The organism is Caballeronia sp. LZ029 (assembly GCF_031451275.1).
In the GTDB taxonomy this organism is placed as follows: Bacteria; Pseudomonadota; Gammaproteobacteria; order Burkholderiales; family Burkholderiaceae; genus Caballeronia; species Caballeronia jiangsuensis.
This window is the reverse complement of the sequence record NZ_JARUXO010000001.1, coordinates 2,490,846-2,511,408: the sequence shown is the minus strand read 5'-3', so window position 1 is coordinate 2,511,408 and position 20,563 is coordinate 2,490,846. Positions and strand designations below refer to the sequence as shown.

The following is a 20,563-nucleotide window of genomic DNA, read 5'->3' as shown; positions in this document are numbered from 1 at the left end:
CTGCAGAACAGACCCGCGCTCGCACAATTCGTTCCCGCTGCTGAATGCCGGCTTACGGTGCGGCTTTTCAAGCACGATCAGCCTCCCGCGGGACGCAGCGTAATCGTGAAACGGTCGGGCGCCTTGCCGTCGATATCCACCGGCATCGGATCCGAGCGCTGCACTGCGCGCAGGGCCGCCTGATCCCACTGCTCGTTGCCGCTAGAGCGAGTGATGGTCGCCGACAGCAGCGTGCCCGTCGGCGAGCAACGCACCGACACGACGGTTTCGAGCCCGGCTGTCTCGCCCGCCCACACGATATTCGGCCGCACGCGGCGCTGCACCTTCTCGGCGTATCCCGGCGAGGTCGCATTGCCGCCCGCGCCCTTGCCCGTACCGCTCTTCGCGAGGCCTTCGCCGCTGCCCGCCGTGCCCCCGCCCAACTGACCTTGCAGTTGCGCAAGACGCGCCTTGCGTTCGGCATCGACCTTGGCCTTCGCTTCCGCATCGGCCTTGGCTTTCGCCTGCGCAGCCGCCTTCGCCTTCGCGTCGGCTTCAGCCTTGGCCTTGGCTTGAGCATCGGCCTTCGCCTTGGCTTCCTGCTGTTCCTTCTGGTCCTTGAGCTGTTCCTGCTTCTGCGCTTCCGCCTGCTGTTGCTGACGCTGCTTGTCCTGCTGCGCCTTCTGTTGCTGCTGCTTCTGCAGTTCGGCCTGACGCTGCTGCTCGATCTGCTTCTGCTTGTCCTGCATCGCCTTCTGGGTAGCGGCCGCGGCGGCGAGTTGCTGCTGGCGCTTCTCTTCCGCTTCCTGACGCGCCTGCTCCTGCTGACGGCGCTGCTCCGCGAGCTGCGCTTCACGCGCGGCCGCTTCCTGCTGCTTGCGCTTTTTCTCCTGCAACGCGATATCCGCGTCCTCGTCCTTCGCGGGCGGCGGCGCGGGCTGCACTTTCACCGGCGCGGGCGGCGGCGGAGCGGGGCGGGGCGTCGGTGTGGACGTGTCCGGAATCTCGGTCCAGATTTCCGCTTCCGAGCCCGCGGGCGTGTTGTTCTGCCAGTTGATGCCGTGGTACAGCAGCCAGCCGAGCAGCAGGTGCATCAACGCCGCGAGCGCGAACGCCTTGCCCGTGCCGCGCTCACGCGGCGGGCGAATCGGTCGCGCGGACGATGCGCTTGTCTGCCTGTGCAAAAGGGTCATTGCGATTTGACGAGCAATCCGACGCGCTTCACGCCGCGCGCCTTCATATCGGACATCACGTTCATCACGACTTCATACTTCACGGTCTTGTCCGCCGCGATCACGACGGGCTGATCCGGATGCGATTCCTGACGATTGAGCACGAAGGTATTCAGCTCTTCCTTCGACATCTTCTGCTCCTGCGTCGCGCCGCCTTCTTCCTTGTAGCGGACGTTCATGCTGCCGTCCGCCTTGATGTTGATGACGAGCGGCGGCTGCTGCTCCTGCGGCTGCGCATTGCCGACGGTCGGCAAATTGATGATGGACGGCGAAACGAGCGGCGCCGTCACCATGAAGATGACGAGCAGCACGAGCATCACGTCGATGTACGGCACGACGTTGATATCGGACATCGCGCGGCGCGAGCTGCCGCGCATGCTGGAACGAATGGGGCCTGCCATCGCGGACTCCTTGCTTAGTGCGCCTGACGCTGCAGAATGTTCGAGAACTCTTCGATGAAGGTTTCGAAGCGGATCGCCAGACGGTCGATATCGTGCGCGTAACGGTTGTATGCGACCACCGCCGGAATCGCGGCGAAGAGGCCGATTGCGGTCGCCACGAGCGCCTCGGCGATGCCCGGCGCCACGTTCGCGAGCGTCGCCTGCTGCACGTTGGCGAGTCCGCGGAACGAGTTCATGATGCCCCAGACGGTGCCGAACAGACCGATATACGGACTCACCGAGCCAACCGACGCGAGAAACGCGAGATTCGCCTCGAGCACGTCCATTTCGCGCTGAAACGCGGCGCGCATCGCGCGGCGGGAGCCGTCGAGGATCGCGCCCGGATCGGTGATGCGGCGCTCCTTGCCCTTCAGAAATTCGCGCATGCCCGATTCGAAGATACGCTCCAGCGCACCGATGGTGTGGCGATTATTCGCCGCGCTCTGATAAAGCGCCTGCAGATCGCCGCCCGACCAGAAATCGCGCTCGAAACGCTCGGTTTGCGCCCGCGCCCGGCGAATCGCGAACCACTTGCGAAAGATGAAGGTCCACGACAGCAGCGACAGCAACAGCAGCAGCGCCATCACCGCCTGCGCGAGCAGGCTCGCGTGAACGACGAGAGAAATGATCGACAGGTCTTGTGTATTGTTCATAAAGGTCCGCTGTTACGTCCCGCGAGGGGCGTCCGCTCAAAGCATCATGCTTTCGTGAAAGGGATGTGAATCAAACGAAAGCCGTGCCTTGACCGGCTCATGCTCGTTAGTGCTTCCTCTGTTACCGATGCCCTGGTTCGCTTCGGGGTGCGATGCGTTCATCGTTCAGGCCCGATCCGGATTCGCGCCGCATGACGCGGTGAAGGGCGCGGCGTGCGGGCCGCGCTTCAACCCGTCGAGCACGCCGTCGGGAATGGCGGCCGGACGAATCGACACGCGATCCACCGAAGCGACGCGAATGTCGCCGCTCGCGAGCAGCACGCCGTCGCGCCACGCTTCCTGATGGAAATCCACCGATGCGCGCCCGAGTCGCTCGATGCGGCTCACGACGCGAATGACGTCATCCAGACGCGCCGGCGACGCGTATTCGACGGACGTGCGTCGCACGACGAACACGATGCCGTTCGACTCTGCGAGACGCTGCTGGTCGATGCCGCACGCGCGCAGCCATTCGGTGCGCGCCCGTTCGAAGAACTTCAGGTAGTTCGCGTAGAAGACGATGCCGCCGGCGTCGGTGTCCTCGTAGTACACCCGAACCGGCCAATCGAAAGTCAACGAATCACTCACCTTTGCGCCGCTCCGCTCGCGCGGAGGCTGATCGGCCCGCTCCGGCTCGCTTTTTGACAAATATTCATCGGCGGCATTTTACCGGAACCGGAAGCACGACTGCCAAAACCTTGGGCATAAACCCGAATCAGCCGCGGTGAATTTGCAACGGTGCGAACGTCTGCGCGATCGGCATCATCTCGATTGCGTTGATATTCACGTGCGCCGGACGCGTGGCGATCCAATAGATGGCATCGGCGATATCTTCGGGCGTCAGCGCCTGCACGTCCTTGTATACGGTCGCCGCCTTGGTGTCGTCGCCCTTGAAGCGCACGTTCGAAAATTCGGTGCCGCCGACGAGCCCCGGTTCGATGTCGGTCACGCGCAGTGCGGTGCCGGCGACGTCGGAACGCAGGTTCAGGCTGAACTGCCGCACGAACGCCTTGGTCGCGCCGTACACGTTCCCGCCGATATACGGATACGTGCCGGCCACCGATCCCATATTGAACACATGTCCGCGATTGCGCTCGATCATGCCGGGGAGGATCGCGTGCGTGACGGTCACGAGTCCCGTGCAGTTCGTCTCGATCATGCCTTTCCAGTCGTCGAGGTTCGCGCGCTGCGCGGGTTCGAGACCGAGCGCGAGGCCGGCGTTGTTCACGAGCACGTCGATCTGGGCGAACGCCTCGGGCAGCGACGCGATGGCGTTGCGGACCCCATCTTCATCGCGCACGTCGAGCTCGACCGGCAGGAGCGCGTCGCCGAGTTCGTTCGACAGCGCGACCAGGCGCTCTTTGCGACGCGCGGCAGCGATCACGCGATGGCCGCCCTTCACGAAAGTGCGGGCGATGGCGGCGCCGAATCCGGCCGACGCACCGGTGACGAAAACGATCATGAGCGGACTCCGAACGGGGTGAAATGAGTAAAGCCGGAGCGCATCCGGCGACGGCGCAAAGGGTACTTCCATTGATGCGACGCGGCAAGCAATCGCGAGCGCGAACGATCGTGCTTTAAGAGCGATTCCAGGCGTGCCCGATCGCGCCGGAAGCCGGTTGCCTAAAGCCTGTCCGCCCATTAAACTACAACGCTCAAACCCCGCGTGACTGGCGATAGAATCTTCGGATTCAAGGTGGAGCGACCCACCAGGAAGCGCGGAGCGTCGTTTTGCCGTTCGCCTGGGCAGCTGAGATCCGCACGCCGTCGTTGCGTTGCCGGTGGCTGTCCGTTCCGCGAAACCGGATTCATCCTCTATCCGTCGCGCCTGGACTCCATCGGTTTCCAGCGTCTTTTGCGTCTGCATCAAACGTGGCGCACGCGCGATCCGGTCAACCTGTTTTGAACTCACGGAAAACGTATGTTTGACAGAGCCGAAAGTACCCTCGCCAATGTCGATCCCGAATTGCTCAAGGCGATCGAGCAGGAAAACCGCCGCCAAGAAGATCACATCGAGCTGATCGCGTCGGAAAACTACACGAGCCCGGCCGTGATGGCCGCGCAGGGCTCGCAACTCACGAACAAATACGCCGAAGGTTACCCGGGCAAGCGCTATTACGGCGGCTGCGAATATGTGGACATCGTCGAGCAACTCGCGATCGATCGCGTGAAGCAGCTCTTCGGCGCCGAAGCCGCGAACGTGCAGCCGAACTCGGGTTCGCAGGCCAATCAGGGCGTGTTCTTCGCCGTGCTCAAGCCGGGCGACACGATCATGGGCATGAGCCTCGCCGAAGGCGGTCACCTGACGCACGGCTCGCCGGTCAACATGTCGGGCAAGTGGTTCAACGTGGTGAGCTACGGCCTGAACGAAGCCGAAGACATCGACTACGAAAAGACCGAAGCGCTCGCCAAGGAACACAAGCCGAAGCTGATCGTGGCGGGCGCGTCGGCGTTTGCGTTGAAGATCGACTTCGAGCGTCTGTCGAAGATCGCGAAGAGCGTCGGCGCTTACTTCATGGTCGACATGGCGCACTACGCGGGTCTCGTCGCAGCGGGCGTGTATCCGAACCCGGTGCCGCACGCGGATTTCGTCACCACGACCACGCACAAGAGCCTGCGCGGCCCGCGCGGCGGCGTGATCCTGATGAAGGCCGAGTTCGAGAAGCAGATCAACTCGGCAATCTTCCCCGGCATTCAGGGCGGCCCGCTGATGCACGTGATCGCCGCGAAGGCCGTCGCGTTCAAGGAAGCGCTGTCGCCGGAGTTCAAGACGTATCAGCAAGCCGTGATCGACAACGCGCGCGTGCTCGCGGAAACGCTGGTGAAGCGCGGCCTGCGCATCGTGTCGGGCCGCACGGAAAGCCACGTGATGCTCGTCGATTTGCGCGCGAAGAAGATCACCGGCAAGGCTGCTGAAGCCGCGCTCGGCGCCGCGCACATCACGGTCAACAAGAACGCCATTCCGAACGATCCGGAAAAGCCGTTCGTCACGAGCGGCGTGCGCCTCGGCTCGCCCGCGATGACCACGCGCGGCTTCGGCGTGAAGGAAGCGGAGATCGTCGGCAACCTGATCGCCGACGTGCTCGACAATCCGGAAGACCAGGCGACCATCGAGCGCGTGCGCGCGCAAGTGGCCGATCTGACCAAGCGTTTCCCGGTCTACCGTTAATTCGCGAGCCCAACGCCGATGCGCTGCCCCTTCTGCCGACACGAAGATACCCAGGTCGTGGATTCTCGCGTGTCGGAGGATGGCGCGGCCATTCGGCGGCGCAGGCGCTGTCCCTCGTGCGACAAGCGTTTCACAACGTATGAGCGTGTCGAGCTGGCGCTGCCGTCCGTCGTCAAGAAGGACGGCAGCCGCACCGAGTTCGACCGTCGCAAGATCGTCGCGAGCATGCAGTTGGCGCTGAGAAAGCGCCCGGTCGCAGCCGACGCTATCGACGCCGCCGCGTCCCGCATCGAGTATCAGTTGCTCGGCAGCGGCGAGCGCGAAGTGCAGAGCGAGCGTCTCGGCGAACTCGTGATGAACGAGTTGCGACAGCTCGATACCATCGCCTACGTGCGTTTCGCCTCCGTCTACAAGCGTTTCGAAGACGTCTCCGAATTCGAAGACGTGCTCGATGAATTCCGGCGTGCCGCGCCGAAGAAATCGACTTCGCGCAAGCGCTGATCCTTTCCGCATCGTTTCCCTCCCAAGCCTGAGTTCCTGACCTTCGCTCGCGCAGTGTGCCGGGCATCGGATCGCGTGAACACTCGGCCATTCGGCTAATGGCGGCGCGCATTCCTTCTCGCTAGATTGCGTCTTTCGGCTCGATTCGATCGATGAGGAATGCAGATGTTCAACGCTTCAAATCAAGGTTTCACGCTCGTCGAACTGTGCGTGGTGCTCGCCGTGATGGCGATCCTCGCAATGTTCGCCGCGCCGTCGTTCATCGCCTGGCAGGTGCGCGATCAGGTCGATGCGCGGGCGCGCTCGCTCTTTTCCACGCTTTCGCTTGCGCGTGCCGAATCGGTCAGGCGCGGCGCGCGCATCACGCTATGCCGAATCGACGCGTCGCGTCATTGTCTCGCGGCGGGTCGAAGCTGCGAGGCCGGCTTCACGGACTGGTCGTGCGGATGGGGCGTGTTCGTCGATCGCGACGGTGTTTCGACGCTTCTGCGCATGCAGCCGGCGATGACGTCGGTTGCAATCGCCGCGACATCGACCGAACTGTCTTTCACGCCGCCCGCCGGGCAGGTGATCGGCGGATTTCGCAGCTTCGATTTCGCCCCGCGCGGCGCCGATTCCGCCGCGAATTCCGCGTCGCGCCGATGCATACGGCTCGCGTCAGGCGGCCGGGCGCGCATGACGCCGGGCGGTTGCGGGGCGTCAGCATGAGGCGCGCGCAATGCGGCGACTCGCTGATCGAAGTGATGATCGCGCTGGCGCTCACGGCCGTGACCGCGCTCGGGCTGGTCGCGGTGCAGAGCGCGCTGGCGCGCGGCGAGCGGGCGGCGCTGCTGCGGGAGCGCGCGGCGCTCATCGCGGATTCGGTCGCGGAGGGCGTGCGCAGCGATGCGGATCGCGCGGCGATCGTGCCGCAATGGCAGGCGAGGGCGTCGTCAATGCTGCCGGCCGGCGACGTCGCCGTGTTCGATCGCGCCGACGGCGTGCACATCGCGACGGTGAGCTGGCGCGCCGACGACCGGTCCGATCCGTGTCCCGAGCCGCTCGCCAGGCCGCTCACGTCGTGCATTTCGGTGGCGTTCGCGCGATGACTCCACGCCTCTTCGCATCGCGCGGCCATACGCTGCTGGAGATGACGATCGCGCTCGCGCTCGGCGTGTTGATCGTGAGCGCGTCGCTGGCGCTTTATCGGGCGCAGCGCGTCGCGTTCGAGCGCGCCACTGACGCCGCGCGCATCCACGACGCCGGATCGATCGCGCTCGACATGCTCGGCCAGCAGATCCAGATGGCGGGATTCGCATCGAACCTCGGCCCCAACATCGACGCACCGATCTTCGGTTGCGCGCAAGGCCGCGTCGTCGGCGCGGACGCGACTGCCTCGTGCGAAGCGCTCGCGAGCCATTCGGACGGCGTGCAGATCCGCTATTTCGCCGACGTCGTGTCCTCCTGGGCGTCGAGCGGCGGCGTGCCGACGGATTGCATCGGCCAGACCGTCTCCGATGCTTTCGTCACGAATCGCTTCTATGCGAAGCCCGGCAGTTCCTCCGGCGAACCCGAGCTTTACTGCGAGGGCGGCGGCAGGCAGGCGCAACCCGTCGTCGAAGGAATCGAACGGCTTCGGGTGACGTATTGGCTGACGGGCTCGCCATCGGCGCTGGACGCGTCGGCAGTCGCGCGCGAGCGCTGGCGCGATGCCTACGCCGCCGACATCTGCGTGCTCGTGCGCGGTTTCGCCACGCAGACGAAGCGCAGAACGAATTACGTCGACTGCACCGGCGCGCCCGCTTTCGCCGACGACGGCCGCGCGCGTCAGACGTTCTGGCGGCGCGTCGCGATTCGCAATGCGTCGGCGAGCGCTTTCGGAGACGCGCGATGAAGCGCCGTTCACGTTCAAGCGGCGCCACGCTGCCAATCGTCCTGATTCTCGCCGCGATGATGCTGGTCACCGCGAGCGCATGGCTTCAGGCGTCGCTCGTGGCGACACGCGCGGCCATTGCGACGCGCGAGCGCGTGCAGGCCTTCCATGCAGCGGACAGCGCGCTCATCCGATGCAGCCAGATGCTGGCGCTCGCGTTGCCTGCGACGAGCGCATCGCCGAACGACGAACCATCGCGATGGCGCCTGAAGGCATCGTTCGAAGGACCGTCCGCCGCCGCGATCGCGCCGTTCGCCTCGTGGCCGTACGCGCGTCGCGCGCCGCAGTGCCTGATCGAAGCATGGACGGCCACGTCCTATCTGATCACCGCGCGCGGTTTCGGCGCAATGCCGGATTCCGAAGCCTGGCTACAGCTTCGGATCGAGGTTGCCGACGGCACAAGTACAAGTCACTGGCGGCGCATCGTCGCCCGGCCGTTTTGAAGGATCGACATGAAAGAGAAAGGCTTCAGCCTGCTTGAATTGATGATTGCGCTGGCCGTCGCGGCGATCATCGCGAGTTTCGCCGTTCCCGCGTATCGGACGCATGTGGCGAAGGCGCATCGGGTCGATGCCGCGTCGGCGTTGACGCGGGCCGTTCAGTTCGTCGAAACGGCGCGGCTCGCGCAGACATCGGAGAGTGTGGATGCCATCACGTTGAGCGCAGGACTCGATCAGGCGCCTTTGCATGGCGCGCCGGTGTATCGCGTGGCCGTGCTGCCGGAATCGCCGACGAACGGCGGCTACGCGATCGAAGCCGTGCCCATCGCGGCGGGCCCGATGTACGACGACGGCTGCGGCGCGTTCGTCATCGACGCCACCGGACTACGCTGGAATCACGCGCCCGGCACGACCGATCCGCTCGATGCGGCACAGTCGACGGCGTGCTGGGCGGGAAAGGGCTGATGCCGATGTCAGAACACGGTCGGATCGGCGGTGTCGCTGGGCGTGTCGGGCGCGGCGGCCTTCATCTGCTGATAAATGCGCCAGCCTTCCCATCCGGCGAGCGCGAGGCCGCCCCATTTGAGCACGGGCTTGGCGCTGCGCAGCAGCTTCGTTCGCACCGGCTTGGTGAGCACGAGCGAGGCGACCGAGCCGACGATCGGATACTGCTTGAGCAGCACGCCGATATTGCCCGAGCCGAGCAGCGAACCGAGGATGCCGCCGATACCGCCCGGCGATGCGCGGCGCTTGCCCCACCGGCGCGCGCCGCCGCCCGGCATCAGAAAGCGCAGGAAACTGAAGTGCGTGACCGACGCGCGCAAATCATGCGTGGCCTGCCGCATTTCCATGCGCTCGACATCCGCACGGGCGATCAGCAGTTCCTTGCGCAGCGCCCGCATGTGCGGCGTGCGCAGCTTCTGCATTTTGTCGCGCTTGGGCGCTCTGAAGGTGTCGTCGTTTTGGCTCATGGCTTATGTCGGGCGCGGAGATCAGCGGAACGTGTCGCGGTCTTTGCGGAATTCGGTGAGCGTGTCGTCGAACATGTTCGGCGCATCGCGCAGATTGCTGCGAGCGCGCAGACCGCATGCGATTGCAATCAGCGCATACAGAAGTGTGATGCCGCCGAGCGCCTGCCAGCGATACGTATCCCAGAAGAAAATGGCGATCAGCACCGTCAGCGAGATGAGCGCCATCATCGCGAGCATCATGGCGGCGAGCCCGAGGAAAAGCACGCCGATGAGCCGCTCCTTTTCCTCCTGAAGCTCGATGCCGATGAGTTCAAGGCGCGTCTCGAAGATGGCGAAGGCGGAGCTCAGAATTCGTCGCAGCGGTCCGGGGGACGATTGCTGCGTGGGCCTATCGGTCGTCATGGCTTGAATGCGAGAAGCGCGTTGTTGCCGCTTTTTTTGTGGGTCCGGTCGGCGCGTGAAGCGGCCGGCCGGTGCGAGTGTCGAGCCGCGCGCCCGGGCAAGGCGCTCGCGGTTCGGTCCAGCGGGACCGCGACAAGAAGCGGGTTAGCAATCCGCGGGCCATTGACCCGGCAGGACGGCTTTATTTGCGGTTGATCAGAAGCCCGATCACCATGCCGAGACCCGCCGCAATGCCGATGGACGCCCACGGATGCTCGTGCACGTAATCGTCGGTGGCGCGCGCGGCTTTCTTGCCTCGCTCGATCACGACGACCTGCGCGTCCGCGGCTTTTTCCTTCGCTTGCTTCAGGCGGGTGAGGGCTGTCTCGCGCAATTCGGAAGCGCGTTCACCGGTGGCGGTAGCCGCTTGCTTCAAGAGATCTTCGGCGTCAGCGAGTACAGATTTGATATCCGACATGAATCGCTCCTTGTTGATTTCTGACATAAAAGGCTCCAATCGGTAAGGCTACGGGCATCGTAACCAAAGATGGGATCGCTGACGAGGAGGCGTGCAACCTGTCGCGCGGAATTACGCAGGTTCCGTTCCAGTCGCTCGCGCCTCGACGATGCATGGACATCGTCTGAAATGGATACGATCTGACCCGTAAAAGTTTCAGGCGCGTATCGAAAGTTACAAACGGCGCAAAGACAAAGGGCCGACGCAACCGCGCCGGCCCTTCCCGATTGTGAACTACGCTCGTTCAGAAGAACGCCTGAATGCCCGTCTGTGCGCGGCCGAGAATGAGCGCGTGGATATCGTGCGTGCCTTCGTACGTGTTGACCACTTCGAGATTAACGAGGTGACGCGCGACGCCGAATTCATCGGAGATGCCGTTGCCGCCGAGCATGTCGCGCGCGAGCCGGGCGATATCGAGCGCCTTGCCGCATGAATTACGCTTCATGATCGACGTGATCTCGACAGCCGCCGTGCCTTCGTCCTTCATGCGTCCGAGGCGCAGCACGCCTTGCAGGCCGAGCGTGATTTCCGTCTGCATGTCGGCGAGTTTCTTCTGGATCAACTGGTTCGCCGCGAGCGGCCGGCCGAACTGCTTGCGGTCCAGCGTGTATTGCCGCGCCGTGTGCCAGCACGCTTCGGCCGCGCCGAGCGCGCCCCACGAAATACCGTAACGCGCCGAGTTCAGGCAGGTGAACGGGCCCTTGAGCCCGCGCACGTCCGGGAAGATGTTCTCTTCGGGGACGAACACTTCGTCCATCACGATTTCGCCGGTGATCGACGCGCGCAAGCCGACCTTGCCGTGAATCGCCGGCGCCGACAAACCCTTCCAGCCTTTTTCGAGGATGAAACCGCGAATCTCGTCGCGGCCGTCTTCCTCCAGCTTCGCCCAGACGACGAACACGTCCGCGATCGGGGAGTTCGAAATCCACATCTTCGTGCCGGAGAGCGAAAAGCCGTTCTGCACTTTCTTCGCGCGCGTCGTCATGCTGGCCGGATCGGAACCCGCGTTCGGCTCGGTGAGGCCGAAGCAGCCGATCCATTCGCCGCGCGCGAGTTTCGGCAGATATTTTTCTTTCTGCGCCTCGCTGCCGAAGGTGTTGATCGGCACCATCACCAGCGACGATTGCACCGACATCATCGAGCGATAACCCGAATCCACGCGCTCGACTTCGCGTGCGATCAGGCCGTAGCACACGTAGTTGAGACCCGGACCGCCGTATTGCTCGGGGATCGTCGGTCCGAGCAGACCCAGTTCGCCCATTTCGCGGAAGATCGCCGGATCGGTCTTTTCCTCGCGAAACGCCTGCATCACGCGCGGCTGCAGCTTGTCCTGCGCGTAAGCGCGCGCGGCGTCGCGCACCATGCGTTCGTCTTCGGTCAGTTGCTGATCCAGCAAGAGCGGATCTTCCCAGTTGAATCGGGCGGCGTCGGCCATGTGCTATCTCCTGATTTCATCGAAAAGCGCCGGGAGCGTGTCGGGATCCATGCAGTCTGTCCGTTCCGCCGGCGCGCGAGGCGCTTGACATGAGTTCCGCTAAGCGAAACAATGTTTTGCAAATCCAGTTTGGAGTTTATCACCCGATGCCAGCCGATTCCAACCGAAATTCAGCGTCGATTTCATCGCGCCATCTATCGTCCGAGGAGATCGACGAGCGCAAGTTCGTCGTCGCACTCGCGCGCGGGCTCGATTTGCTGCGCGCGTTCCGTCCGGGCGAGTCGCTGTTGGGCAATCGCGATTTCGTCGATCGCACCGGTTTGCCGAAGGCGACCGTGAACCGTCTCGCCTACACGCTGACGACGCTCGGCTATCTGCGCTTCGATGAGCCCGCGGGCAAATACGCGCTTGACACGGGCGTGCTGTCGCTCGGTTTCACGTTGCTCGCGGGCGCCGACACGTTAGAACTCGCGCGCCCGCACATGCGCGCGCTCGCGAGGGAGATCGGCGCGGCGGTATCGCTCGGCTGCCGCGACGGGCTCGACATGATCTATCTCGAAACCATCCGCAGCGAGACCGCGCTGACGCTCGGGCTTGCGCCCGGCTCGCGCCTGTCGATGCTCACGAGTTCGATGGGCCGCGCGTATCTCGCCGTGCAGGAACCGGCGGCGCGCGAGGCGCTGTTCGACGAACTCGGGAAGAACGAAGGCGAGGAAAAGGTCGATGCCGCCCGCCGCGCAATCGAGGATTTCGCGCGTGACGGCTGCTGCTATTCGTTTCGCGACTGGCACGACGACGTCAACGCCATCGCCGCGCCGTTTCGCGATCTGCGCAACGGACGCTGGCTCGTGCTGTCGAGCAGCGGGCCGGCGTCGTCGATGGACGAGGCTTATTTTCGCGAGACGATCGGCCCGAGGCTGAAGGCGCTGGCCGCGCGTCTCGCCTGAAGCTTCAAAGCACCGTGCGGACGTGCCAAAGCTCCGGAAACAGCACGACATCGAGCATCTTGCGCAAATAAGACGCGCCCGCCGTCCCGCCCGTGCCGCCCTTGAAGCCGATGATGCGCTCCACCGTCGTCACATGCCGGAAGCGCCATTGCCGGAACGCGTCTTCCAGATCGACGAGCTCTTCGGCCATCTCGTACAAGTCCCAGTGATGCGACGGATCGCGATACACCGCGAGCCACGCCGCCTCGACGGACGGATCGTGCGTCGTCGGCTGCGACCAGTCGCGATTCAGGCGCGCCGGATCGATCTCGAAGCCGCGCCGGGCGAGCAGGCGGATCACTTCGTCGTAGAAAGAGGGCGCTTCGAGCGTCTCGCGCACCTGTTCGAGAATCTCCGGGCGATGCTCATGCGGCTTGAGCATCTGCGCATTCTTGTTGCCGAGCATGAACTCGATCTGCCGATACTGATGCGACTGAAACCCCGACGACTGCCCGAGATACGGGCGCATCGCGGTGTATTCGGAGGGCGTCATCGTCGCGAGGACGTTCCACGCCTGCACCAGTTGCTCGAAGATGCGCGACACGCGCGCGAGCATCTTGAACGCGGGCGGCAGTTCGTCGCGATGCACGGCCGCCAGCGCCGCGCGCAATTCGTAGAGCGCGAGCTTCATCCATAACTCGCTCGTCTGATGCTGCACGATGAACAGCATCTCGTTGTGATCCGGCGAGAGCGGATGCTGCGCGTTCAAGATCGAATCGAGCCCGAGATAGTCGCCATAGCTCATCGAATCGGAGAAATCGAGCTTGGCGTCGTGCCAGCCTTTTTCCTGCGTTGCGGCCGGTGCGCCGTGTCCGAAAGGGCAGCCTTGTGTATTGCTCATGTCGACGTTCCTCTCAGGTCACCGATGCGCGCTCGGCGAACTCGGGCGCGCGCCAGCTTTCGGTCGCGAGCACGTCGCGCAGGACTTCGACGGCGTCCCACACATCGACGAAACGCGTGTAGAGCGGCGTGAAGCCGAAGCGCAGAATGCGCGGCTCGCGATAATCGCCGATCACGCCGCGCGCGATCAGCGCCTGCATCACCTCATAGCCGTTCGGATGCTCGAAGCTCGCCTGCGAGCCGCGTTGCGCATGTTCGCGCGGCGTCGCGAGCGAGAGCGGGAATTCGCCGCAGCGTTCCTCGACTAGTCGGATGAACAGATCGCTCAACGCGAGCGATTTGCGGCGCAGCGTCTGCATGTCGGTTTGCAGGAACACGTCGAGCCCGCATTCGACGAGCGACATCGAGACGATCGGCTGCGTGCCGCAGAGAAAGCGGCCGATGCCGTCGTCCGGGCGATACACCGGGTTCATCTCGAACGGCTTCTTGTGCCCCCACCAGCCGGAGAGCGGCTGCGAGAACGCGTTCTGATGGCGTTTCGGCACCCACACGAACGCGGGGGAACCCGGCCCGCCGTTCAGATACTTGTACGTGCAACCCACCGCGTAATCTGCGCCGACGCCGTTCAGATCGACCGGCACCGCGCCCGCCGAATGCGCCAGATCCCAGACGGCGAGCGCGCCCGCGCGATGAATCGTCGCCGTGAGCGCGGCCATGTCGTGCATGTAGCCGGTGCGGTAGTTGACGTGCGTGATCATCGCGATCGCGGTGTTTTCGTCGATCGCGGCGGGCAGTTCCGCGGGATCATCGACGAGGCGCAGTTCGTAACCGCGATCGAGCTGCTCGATCAAACCCTGCGCGATGTACAGATCGGTCGGAAAGTTCGAACGTTCGGAGACGATCACGCGCCGCTTCGGATCGCGCTCGTTCGCGAGCTTGAGCGCGGCCGACAGAATCTTGAAGAGATTCGCGGAGATCGTGTCCGTCACGACGACTTCGTCGTCGCCCGCGCCGATCAGCGGTGCGAGTTTGTTGCCGAGGCGCTTGGGCAGCGCGAACCAGCCCGCCGTGTTCCAGCTTCGGATCAGGCCTTCGCCCCATTCGGCGGCAATCACGTCGGCGGCGCGTGCGGCGGACGCCCTGGGCGGCACGCCGAGCGAATTGCCGTCGAGATAGATCACGCCATCGACCAAGGCGAACTGGTCGCGCAGAGCGGCGAGCGGATCGTCGCGGTCGAGCGCCGCTGCTTCGTCACGATGTTTCATCGAAAAGTCCATATCTTTGAAGATCATCAGGAAAGCGGACGCAGGACGGCCCGAACCGGACTCGCATCGAGCGTCGAGAATTTGAGCGGCAGCGCGATCAGTTCGTAATCGCCGGGCGCGACGGCGTCGAGCACGAGGCCTTCGAGGATCGCCATGCCGTGGGCGCGGATGCGCTTGTGGGCATCCATCGTCTTCGAGTCTTGCGGATCGAGCGAAGGCGTGTCGATGCCGATGAGCTTCACGCCCTTTTCGGCCAGCAAGTCGATGGTCTCCGGCGCGACGGCGGCGAAGGCGCTGTCCCACGCGTCGAGCGGCGCGTTCGCATACGTGCGAAGCAGCACGCGCGGCGGGATGCCGTCGAGATGCGCGGCGACGTGATCGGGCGTGACGAGCGGCGACGCACCGATGCAGTGCAGAACGCGGCACCCGCCGATGTACGTATCCAGCGCGACGGCGCCGATCGGCTTGCCGTGCTCGTCGTAATGAAGCGGCGCGTCGGCGTGCGCGCCGGTGTGCGGCGAGAGCGTGAGTCGCGCGACGTTGACGGGCGAGCCCGCCTCCATGCGCCACACGCGCTCGATGCCAACCGGCGTGTCGCCCGGCCAGACGGGCGTGGCGGTGTCGATCGGCGGCGAGATGTCCAGAAGCGTCATGACGCGCCCTAGCAGAATTTGTGAAGATGCGTCAAATCATAGTCGCGTTATCCCGAAACGTGCTTGCGAAATAACCACCCAAAAGTGTCGCGCTTAGAACATAATTCGATGAAACGGGCTAGGGGACTCAAAAATGACCGGCTTCACGCTCGATGCAACAGATTGCCGAATTCTGGCGGTACTGCAGGAAGATGGACGGATCAGTAACCTGGACCTGGCGGAGCGCATTTCGCTCTCGCCGTCGGCGTGCTTGCGCCGAATGCGGCTGCTGGAAGAGGAAGGGGTGATCGCGAGCTATCGCGCGTGCCTCGACCGCGAGCGGCTCGGCATCGAACTGGAGGCGTTCGTCCACGTCTCGATGCGCAACGACCAGGAAAACTGGCACGAGAAGTTCGCGGCAGCCGTGCGCGAATGGCCGGAAGTGGTCGGCGCGTTCGTCGTCACCGGCGACACGCATTACGTGCTGCGCGTGCTCGCGCACAACCTCAAGCATTACTCCGACTTCATTCTGTCGAAGCTCTACAAGGCGCCCGGCGTGATCGACATCCGCTCGAACATCGTGCTTCAGACGATGAAAGACGACGCGGGCGTGCCGGTCGCGCTGATCGAGCAGCCGGGACGCCCGCACACGCCCTGAGCGTTTATTCCAGCGTTCCCAGCGTGTGGAAGCCGCCCGCGTGGAAGACGAGCGGCGCGGTTTGCGTCGCGTCTTCGCGCACGCCGCATCGCTCCACTTCGCCGACGAAGATCACGTGATCGCCTTCGTCGTAGCGGCTGCGGTTGTGGCATTCGAACCACGCGAGCGCGCCGTCGAGCACCGGCATGCCCGTGTCGCCGGCGGCGTGCGAGACGCCCGCGAAGCGGTCGCCCTTGACCGTGGCGAAACGCCGGCACAGGTCGAGTTGCGACGACGCGAGCACGTTCACCACGTAGTGGCTGTTCGCGCGGAACACCGGCATCGACGCCGATTTCGTCGCGAGGCTCCACAACACGAGCGGCGGATTGAGCGATACCGAGTTGAACGAACTCGCGGTAATGCCGATCAACTGGCCGGACTCGGTGCGCGTCGTGATGACCGTGACGCCGGTCGCAAACTGGCCGAGCGCGGCGCGAAACGCGGTCGGGTCGAAATTAGGGCTTTTGGCGCGTGTCATTTGGCAGATGAGCAGGCAAATGGGCGGTCGAGTGTGTCGTGTGCTGCCGAGCCGGCCGCGCGTCGCGCTTCAGTCGGAAGAACCTTTTCAGAAGTCATGTAAAAGCTGGAGATTTGTCTCGATTCTATCGGAATCGGCAGTCGCCGGCCGCCAAATGACCGTATTCCGGTAGCAAGTTTTCTGCGGCGAGAGGGCTTTCTGCGCCGTGTGGCCAAACCCAGTAAGCTCGACTCATCGTATCCGGAAGGTTGAAGAAACGGCCGGATGCATCCATATGCATGATCCGCGGCAAGGCCGCATGCACTTGATGAGGAGTTGCGCCTTATGACCCAAACTAGCCAACAAGCGAGAGTTGAAACCGCGACGCTCGGCGGCGGATGTTTCTGGTGCACCGAAGCCGTGTTTCTCGCGGTGCAGGGCGTGGAGTCGGTCGAATCGGGCTATGCGGGCGGCAAGGTGGTGAATCCGTCGTATGAGCAGGTCTGCGACGGCGAAACCGGTCACGCGGAAGTCGTGAAGGTCGTGTTCGATCCGTCCGTTATCAGCTACCGCGAAGTGCTCGAAATCTTCTTCGCGACGCACGATCCGACCCAGCTCAACCGGCAGGGCAACGATGTCGGCACGCAGTATCGGTCGGCTGTGTTCACGCATTCGGACGAGCAACGCAAGATCGCGCTCGAAGTCATCGACGAACTGCAGCGCGAGGATGTCTTCGGCGGCAAGATCGTCACGCAAGTCGTGCCGCTCGCCGACGACTACTATCCGGCCGAGGCGTATCACCAGAACTATTTCGCGCAGCATCCGAATCAGGGCTATTGCGCGGCGGTCGTCGGACCGAAAGTCGCGAAGTTTCGCAAGAAGTTCGCGCATCGGCTGAAAGCTTGATGCGCTAGTCGCTCCGCGCGCGCTCGCATTCATCCGCGATGCCGCGCGCGAGCTCGAAGCACGTGAGCGGCGCCGAGCCTTCGGCCTTGTTGTTCGCCGCGATCACCACAGGCTGGCCCGCGATCGCATAGCGGGCCGCCATTTCGGCGAGCGCGTCGCGCGTGTTGCGGTCTTCATCGACGATTCGGTCGAACGGCTCGTACTTCGCCTTCGCCTGTTCGTAGCGAAAGCCGCTGTGCAGACTCCAGCGCACGATGAGCGGTCCCATACTTTCTTCGTCCAGCAACGCGAGCGCCTTCGCCTGACGGCGCACGTCCGGCATGCGCGCATGCACGCCGATGCAATAGCGCACGTTCGCTTCGCGCAGCGCGCGGATGAAGCGCGGCGTGAGCATGACCGCGTCGCGGATTTCGACCGCGTAGCACGACTCGCCTTCGAGCGGCGGCAGCGCTTGCAAAAACGCCGACAGCCGTTCGATGAAGCTCGCCGGATCGACGATCATCGCATCGGGCAGCGGCGAGAACTGGAACACGAGCGCGCCCGCTTTCGCGCCGAGACCGCCGATGCACGGCGTCACGAATTCATCGATGGCGATCTGCGCGTTCAGAAACGCAGGGTTCTCCGCGTCGGGCGTGCCGCGTTCGCCGCGAATGAAGGCATCGGTGACGGAGGCGGGCGCCTTGACGATGAAGCGAAAATGCTCCGGCACCTGCGACGCGTAGCGCGCGTACTCGGCCAGCGACAGCGGCGCATAAAACGAGCGATCGATCGACACGCTTTTCAGGAGCGGATGCACGCCGTAGGCGGTGAGGCCGTCGCGGGAAAGCTTCGTGTTCGAATACTCGTCGCCATAGACGATGCCGCGCCAGCCCGGAAACGACCACGTGGATGTGCCGAGATGGATCGCGTCGGGCAGGCGCTTCGCGATCGATTCGAGTTCGGGCTGCATGGGCGCGGGCAGTACGCCGCGCGGCTTCGCTTGCTTCGGTGCCTTTACAGGCTCAACCGAAGCGACTGCGGGCGCGCCGAAAAGATCGAACTGATCTTCCGGCTCGTCCGTTTCGATGCGTATCGGCTCGTGGTTCAGAGCGCCTTCTCGTAGATATATCGCCGGGACCACGGCAGCGTCGTCGCGCTGCGCCCCGCCTTGCGGCAGATCACCTGATAGATCGACACGTCGTCGTTTTCGAACGCATACGCGCAACCCGCGAGATACACGCGCCAGATGCGGAAGTGCTCATCGTCGACGAGCGTCTTCGCTTTCTCCGCGTGCTCCTCGAACCTGTCGGCCCAGATGTCGAGCGTACGCGCGTAGTGCCGCCGCAGACTTTCGACGTCGAGCGCTTCCAGCCCGCCGCGCTGCATGCTTTCGAGCGCGAGGCTGATGTGCGGCAGCTCGCCGTCCGGGAACACGTATTTGTCGATGAACTCGCCACCGCCGAGCGACGTCTCGCCGCTGTCAGCATCCGACGACGTGATGCCGTGATTCATCGCGATACCGTCATCGACGAGCAGTTCGCGGATTCTCGCGAAGTAGCCCGGCAGGTTCTTGCGCCCGACGTGCTCGAACATGCCGACGCTCGTGATGCGATCGAATTGCCCCGGAATGTCGCGATAATCTTGCAGGCGAATCTCGATCCGGTCTTCGAGTCCCGCCGCCCTGACGCGCTCGGTCGCGAGCCTGAACTGGTTCTCGGAGAGCGTGACGCCCACGCATTTCGCGCCGAACTTCTGCGCCGCGCGGATCACGAGCGCGCCCCAGCCGCAGCCGATATCGAGCAGACGATGCCCCGGCTGAACCTGAATCTTCGTCAGGATGTGATCGATTTTCTTGATCTGCGCGGTGTCGATGTCTTCGTCGCCATTCTCGAAATACGCGCAGGAGTAGACCATGTTCTTGTCGAGCCAGAGCTGATAGAACTCGTTCGACACATCGTAGTGGTACTGAATGGCTTTCTTGTCCGACGTCTTCGAATGATTGAAGTAGCGCCGTACGCGGGCCAGCTTGCTTGCGCTCGTCACCGTGCTTTTCGCGAGCGAATAGCCGATGTTGATGATGTCGGACAGCTTTCCCTCGATGTCGATCTTGCCCTTGACGTAGGCTTCGCCGAGATTGTCGAGACTCGGTTCGAGCAGATAGGGCAGCGCAGTCGCGCTCTTAACATGCAGCGTCACCTGAGGCGCGGCGAACTGGCCGAAATCGTGCTGCTGGCCATCCCACAGCACGAGCCGCGCGGGCAGATTGGCCCGGTCGCGCACTTCCTCAACCCACTGCGTCAGCTTTTTCTCCCAGAACATGCTTGTTTCTCCGCGCTAAAGAAAATCAAGGGAAGGCTCGCGCCTTCATGTTCGTTGCCGTTGCGATCTCGGTTGCTTCCTGTGCCCGCGCTCTTTTACCTTACGGCGCGAGTCTCATGATTCGCCACGGTGCGCCCGCGTCATCACGCGTATAGACGATGCGGTCATGCAGCCGAGACGGACGTCCCTGCCAGAATTCGATGCTGTCGGGCACGAGCCGATAACCGCCCCAGTGCGGCGGGCGCGGCGGCGCGTCGCCATATCTGGCGATCATCTCGCGTTCGCGCGCTTCCAGCGCTTCGCGGCTTTCGAGCGGCTGACTCTGATCCGATGCCCACGCGCCGATGCGCGAGCCGAGCGGACGCGACGTGTAATACGCATCGCTTTCCTGATCGCTCGTCTTTTCGACGCGGCCCTCGATGCGCACCTGGCGTTCGAGCTCGATCCAGTGGAACAGCAGGCTCGCCGCGGGATTGGCGGCGAGTTCGCGGCCCTTGCGGCTATCGTAATTGGTAAAAAAAACGAAGCCACGTTCATCGACGCCCTTGATGAGCACGATGCGGGCAGACGGACGCCCTTGCGAATCGACGGTCGCAAGCGTCATGGCATTCGGTTCGGGCAGCTTCGCATCGAGTGCCTGGGCGAACCACGTCTGGAACTGGCTCACCGGATTCGGATCGACGTCGGTCGCATCGAGCGAGTCGCGCGAATAGTTTTTGCGAAGGTCTGCGAGAGTGGTCATTTTATGCAAGCGCTACAGTCGGGTCAGTATAGCCAAGGTGAAACGATCTTGCCCTGATTACCCATGGACCT

The 20,563-nt window shown here is 63.8% G+C and carries 26 protein-coding genes and 1 riboswitch; of the genes, 10 read left to right on the top strand and 16 right to left on the bottom strand.

The annotated features are described in order from the left end of the window. Window positions 1-77: 77 nt before the first annotated feature. From tolA to QCE73_RS11860, 5 genes are all read right to left on the bottom strand, one after another. On the bottom strand, window positions 78-1,172 hold the full coding sequence (gene tolA, locus QCE73_RS11880; protein WP_309881341.1) for a cell envelope integrity protein TolA: 1,095 nt from the start codon (window positions 1,170-1,172) through the stop codon (window positions 78-80). After that, window positions 1,169-1,612, bottom strand: coding sequence for a protein TolR (tolR, locus tag QCE73_RS11875; RefSeq protein WP_035500719.1), 444 nt, complete (start codon window positions 1,610-1,612; stop codon window positions 1,169-1,171). The genes tolA and tolR overlap by 4 nt, the downstream gene beginning before the upstream one ends. A 14-nt stretch (window positions 1,613-1,626) precedes the next feature. Continuing rightward, complete coding sequence (tolQ, locus tag QCE73_RS11870; RefSeq protein ID WP_008342801.1) at window positions 1,627-2,304, bottom strand: protein TolQ; 678 nt, start codon at window positions 2,302-2,304, stop codon at window positions 1,627-1,629. 165 nt (window positions 2,305-2,469) lie between these two features. Beyond that, complete coding sequence (gene ybgC, locus QCE73_RS11865; RefSeq protein WP_309881339.1) at window positions 2,470-2,931, bottom strand: tol-pal system-associated acyl-CoA thioesterase; 462 nt, start codon at window positions 2,929-2,931, stop codon at window positions 2,470-2,472. 127 nt (window positions 2,932-3,058) lie between these two features. Further along, window positions 3,059-3,805, bottom strand: coding sequence for an SDR family NAD(P)-dependent oxidoreductase (locus tag QCE73_RS11860; protein WP_035500724.1), 747 nt, complete (start codon window positions 3,803-3,805; stop codon window positions 3,059-3,061). A 194-nt stretch (window positions 3,806-3,999) separates the two neighbouring features. Next, window positions 4,000-4,098, top strand: a riboswitch (ZMP/ZTP riboswitch). Between the two features lie 166 nt (window positions 4,099-4,264). Between QCE73_RS11860 and glyA the strand changes: the two genes are divergently transcribed. The 7 genes from glyA to QCE73_RS11825 all read left to right on the top strand — a co-directional run bounded on the left by glyA (window position 4,265) and on the right by QCE73_RS11825 (window position 8,830). Further along, window positions 4,265-5,512, top strand: a complete 1,248-nt coding sequence (gene glyA / locus QCE73_RS11855) for a serine hydroxymethyltransferase (RefSeq protein ID WP_238212744.1) — start codon at window positions 4,265-4,267, stop codon at window positions 5,510-5,512. A gap of 18 nt (window positions 5,513-5,530) precedes the next feature. After that, window positions 5,531-6,013, top strand: a complete 483-nt coding sequence (nrdR, locus tag QCE73_RS11850; RefSeq protein ID WP_035500727.1) for a transcriptional regulator NrdR — start codon at window positions 5,531-5,533, stop codon at window positions 6,011-6,013. A gap of 159 nt (window positions 6,014-6,172) precedes the next feature. Continuing rightward, window positions 6,173-6,721 (top strand): GspH/FimT family pseudopilin, encoded by a 549-nt coding sequence (locus tag QCE73_RS11845; protein ID WP_309881337.1) that lies wholly within the window; start codon window positions 6,173-6,175, stop codon window positions 6,719-6,721. Next, window positions 6,718-7,101 carry a prepilin-type N-terminal cleavage/methylation domain-containing protein gene (locus QCE73_RS11840; RefSeq protein ID WP_309881335.1) on the top strand — a complete coding sequence of 128 codons (384 nt, stop codon included), beginning with the start codon at window positions 6,718-6,720 and terminating at the stop codon, window positions 7,099-7,101. The genes QCE73_RS11845 and QCE73_RS11840 overlap by 4 nt, the downstream gene beginning before the upstream one ends. Next, window positions 7,098-7,886 carry a PilW family protein gene (locus QCE73_RS11835; RefSeq protein ID WP_309881333.1) on the top strand — a complete coding sequence of 263 codons (789 nt, stop codon included), beginning with the start codon at window positions 7,098-7,100 and terminating at the stop codon, window positions 7,884-7,886. The genes QCE73_RS11840 and QCE73_RS11835 overlap by 4 nt, the downstream gene beginning before the upstream one ends. Then, the gene (locus QCE73_RS11830; protein ID WP_309881332.1) at window positions 7,883-8,368 is read left to right on the top strand and encodes a pilus assembly PilX N-terminal domain-containing protein; all 486 of its coding nucleotides are present in this window, start codon (window positions 7,883-7,885) and stop codon (window positions 8,366-8,368) included. Before QCE73_RS11835 ends, QCE73_RS11830 begins: the two co-directional genes overlap by 4 nt. Before the next feature lie 9 nt (window positions 8,369-8,377). After that, on the top strand, window positions 8,378-8,830 hold the full coding sequence (locus QCE73_RS11825) for a type IV pilin protein (RefSeq protein WP_309881331.1): 453 nt from the start codon (window positions 8,378-8,380) through the stop codon (window positions 8,828-8,830). A gap of 8 nt (window positions 8,831-8,838) precedes the next feature. Here QCE73_RS11825 and QCE73_RS11820 read toward each other — a convergent pair whose 3' ends face one another. From QCE73_RS11820 to QCE73_RS11805, 4 genes are all read right to left on the bottom strand, one after another. Next, window positions 8,839-9,336 (bottom strand): DUF3318 domain-containing protein, encoded by a 498-nt coding sequence (locus QCE73_RS11820; RefSeq protein ID WP_309881330.1) that lies wholly within the window; start codon window positions 9,334-9,336, stop codon window positions 8,839-8,841. 21 nt (window positions 9,337-9,357) lie between these two features. Further along, window positions 9,358-9,738, bottom strand: coding sequence for a phage holin family protein (locus tag QCE73_RS11815; protein ID WP_035500742.1), 381 nt, complete (start codon window positions 9,736-9,738; stop codon window positions 9,358-9,360). Between the two features lie 181 nt (window positions 9,739-9,919). Further along, window positions 9,920-10,222, bottom strand: coding sequence for a YqjD family protein (locus QCE73_RS11810; RefSeq protein ID WP_035500744.1), 303 nt, complete (start codon window positions 10,220-10,222; stop codon window positions 9,920-9,922). A 256-nt stretch (window positions 10,223-10,478) separates the two neighbouring features. Continuing rightward, entirely contained in the window at window positions 10,479-11,669 is a 1,191-nt protein-coding gene (locus QCE73_RS11805; RefSeq protein ID WP_309881329.1) for an acyl-CoA dehydrogenase, read from the bottom strand. A gap of 146 nt (window positions 11,670-11,815) precedes the next feature. On the opposite strand from QCE73_RS11805, the gene QCE73_RS11800 reads away from it, so the two are divergent. Then, the gene (locus QCE73_RS11800; RefSeq protein ID WP_238212736.1) at window positions 11,816-12,616 is read left to right on the top strand and encodes an IclR family transcriptional regulator; all 801 of its coding nucleotides are present in this window, start codon (window positions 11,816-11,818) and stop codon (window positions 12,614-12,616) included. A 4-nt stretch (window positions 12,617-12,620) separates the two neighbouring features. Here QCE73_RS11800 and kynA read toward each other — a convergent pair whose 3' ends face one another. From kynA to kynB, 3 genes are read right to left on the bottom strand one after another with little or no spacing between them, the layout of a single operon-like run. Beyond that, window positions 12,621-13,496, bottom strand: a complete 876-nt coding sequence (gene kynA, locus QCE73_RS11795) for a tryptophan 2,3-dioxygenase (RefSeq protein WP_187606003.1) — start codon at window positions 13,494-13,496, stop codon at window positions 12,621-12,623. A 13-nt stretch (window positions 13,497-13,509) separates the two neighbouring features. Beyond that, the gene (gene kynU / locus QCE73_RS11790) at window positions 13,510-14,760 is read right to left on the bottom strand and encodes a kynureninase (RefSeq protein WP_309881328.1); all 1,251 of its coding nucleotides are present in this window, start codon (window positions 14,758-14,760) and stop codon (window positions 13,510-13,512) included. 26 nt (window positions 14,761-14,786) lie between these two features. Then, entirely contained in the window at window positions 14,787-15,413 is a 627-nt protein-coding gene (gene kynB, locus QCE73_RS11785) for an arylformamidase (protein WP_309881327.1), read from the bottom strand. A 133-nt stretch (window positions 15,414-15,546) separates the two neighbouring features. Between kynB and QCE73_RS11780 the strand changes: the two genes are divergently transcribed. Then, window positions 15,547-16,050, top strand: coding sequence for an Lrp/AsnC family transcriptional regulator (locus QCE73_RS11780; RefSeq protein WP_035500753.1), 504 nt, complete (start codon window positions 15,547-15,549; stop codon window positions 16,048-16,050). Window positions 16,051-16,054: 4 nt separating this feature from the next. Here the strand turns inward: QCE73_RS11780 and QCE73_RS11775 are convergent, their stop codons facing one another. Beyond that, window positions 16,055-16,567 (bottom strand): flavin reductase family protein, encoded by a 513-nt coding sequence (locus QCE73_RS11775; RefSeq protein ID WP_187606000.1) that lies wholly within the window; start codon window positions 16,565-16,567, stop codon window positions 16,055-16,057. A gap of 324 nt (window positions 16,568-16,891) precedes the next feature. Between QCE73_RS11775 and msrA the strand changes: the two genes are divergently transcribed. Beyond that, window positions 16,892-17,452: a peptide-methionine (S)-S-oxide reductase MsrA gene (gene msrA / locus QCE73_RS11770; RefSeq protein ID WP_309881323.1), complete on the top strand. Its 561-nt coding sequence runs from the start codon at window positions 16,892-16,894 to the stop codon at window positions 17,450-17,452. Window positions 17,453-17,456: 4 nt separating this feature from the next. Here msrA and QCE73_RS11765 read toward each other — a convergent pair whose 3' ends face one another. From QCE73_RS11765 to pdxH, 3 genes are all read right to left on the bottom strand, one after another. Beyond that, window positions 17,457-18,524 (bottom strand): DUF72 domain-containing protein, encoded by a 1,068-nt coding sequence (locus QCE73_RS11765; RefSeq protein ID WP_309881992.1) that lies wholly within the window; start codon window positions 18,522-18,524, stop codon window positions 17,457-17,459. An 11-nt stretch (window positions 18,525-18,535) separates the two neighbouring features. Further along, a complete protein-coding gene (locus QCE73_RS11760) occupies window positions 18,536-19,750 on the bottom strand; it encodes a cyclopropane-fatty-acyl-phospholipid synthase family protein (RefSeq protein WP_035500758.1) in 1,215 nt (404 codons plus the stop codon). Window positions 19,751-19,850: 100 nt separating this feature from the next. After that, entirely contained in the window at window positions 19,851-20,492 is a 642-nt protein-coding gene (gene pdxH, locus QCE73_RS11755) for a pyridoxamine 5'-phosphate oxidase (protein ID WP_035500943.1), read from the bottom strand. Window positions 20,493-20,563 lie beyond the last annotated feature (71 nt).

Coding starts and splice junctions, on each gene's coding strand:
- tolA (WP_309881341.1), bottom strand. CDS start 1,172: ATGACCCTTTTGCACAGGCAGACAAGCGCATCGTCCGCGCGACCGATT.
- tolR (WP_035500719.1), bottom strand. CDS start 1,612: ATGGCAGGCCCCATTCGTTCCAGCATGCGCGGCAGCTCGCGCCGCGCG.
- tolQ (WP_008342801.1), bottom strand. CDS start 2,304: ATGAACAATACACAAGACCTGTCGATCATTTCTCTCGTCGTTCACGCG.
- QCE73_RS11860 (WP_035500724.1), bottom strand. CDS start 3,805: ATGATCGTTTTCGTCACCGGTGCGTCGGCCGGATTCGGCGCCGCCATC.
- glyA (WP_238212744.1), top strand. CDS start 4,265: ATGTTTGACAGAGCCGAAAGTACCCTCGCCAATGTCGATCCCGAATTG.
- nrdR (WP_035500727.1), top strand. CDS start 5,531: ATGCGCTGCCCCTTCTGCCGACACGAAGATACCCAGGTCGTGGATTCT.
- QCE73_RS11845 (WP_309881337.1), top strand. CDS start 6,173: ATGCAGATGTTCAACGCTTCAAATCAAGGTTTCACGCTCGTCGAACTG.
- QCE73_RS11840 (WP_309881335.1), top strand. CDS start 6,718: ATGAGGCGCGCGCAATGCGGCGACTCGCTGATCGAAGTGATGATCGCG.
- QCE73_RS11835 (WP_309881333.1), top strand. CDS start 7,098: ATGACTCCACGCCTCTTCGCATCGCGCGGCCATACGCTGCTGGAGATG.
- QCE73_RS11830 (WP_309881332.1), top strand. CDS start 7,883: ATGAAGCGCCGTTCACGTTCAAGCGGCGCCACGCTGCCAATCGTCCTG.
- QCE73_RS11825 (WP_309881331.1), top strand. CDS start 8,378: ATGAAAGAGAAAGGCTTCAGCCTGCTTGAATTGATGATTGCGCTGGCC.
- QCE73_RS11820 (WP_309881330.1), bottom strand. CDS start 9,336: ATGAGCCAAAACGACGACACCTTCAGAGCGCCCAAGCGCGACAAAATG.
- QCE73_RS11815 (WP_035500742.1), bottom strand. CDS start 9,738: ATGACGACCGATAGGCCCACGCAGCAATCGTCCCCCGGACCGCTGCGA.
- QCE73_RS11810 (WP_035500744.1), bottom strand. CDS start 10,222: ATGTCAGAAATCAACAAGGAGCGATTCATGTCGGATATCAAATCTGTA.
- QCE73_RS11805 (WP_309881329.1), bottom strand. CDS start 11,669: ATGGCCGACGCCGCCCGATTCAACTGGGAAGATCCGCTCTTGCTGGAT.
- QCE73_RS11800 (WP_238212736.1), top strand. CDS start 11,816: ATGCCAGCCGATTCCAACCGAAATTCAGCGTCGATTTCATCGCGCCAT.
- kynA (WP_187606003.1), bottom strand. CDS start 13,496: ATGAGCAATACACAAGGCTGCCCTTTCGGACACGGCGCACCGGCCGCA.
- kynU (WP_309881328.1), bottom strand. CDS start 14,760: ATGAAACATCGTGACGAAGCAGCGGCGCTCGACCGCGACGATCCGCTC.
- kynB (WP_309881327.1), bottom strand. CDS start 15,413: ATGACGCTTCTGGACATCTCGCCGCCGATCGACACCGCCACGCCCGTC.
- QCE73_RS11780 (WP_035500753.1), top strand. CDS start 15,547: ATGACCGGCTTCACGCTCGATGCAACAGATTGCCGAATTCTGGCGGTA.
- QCE73_RS11775 (WP_187606000.1), bottom strand. CDS start 16,567: ATGACACGCGCCAAAAGCCCTAATTTCGACCCGACCGCGTTTCGCGCC.
- msrA (WP_309881323.1), top strand. CDS start 16,892: ATGACCCAAACTAGCCAACAAGCGAGAGTTGAAACCGCGACGCTCGGC.
- QCE73_RS11760 (WP_035500758.1), bottom strand. CDS start 19,750: ATGTTCTGGGAGAAAAAGCTGACGCAGTGGGTTGAGGAAGTGCGCGAC.
- pdxH (WP_035500943.1), bottom strand. CDS start 20,492: ATGACCACTCTCGCAGACCTTCGCAAAAACTATTCGCGCGACTCGCTC.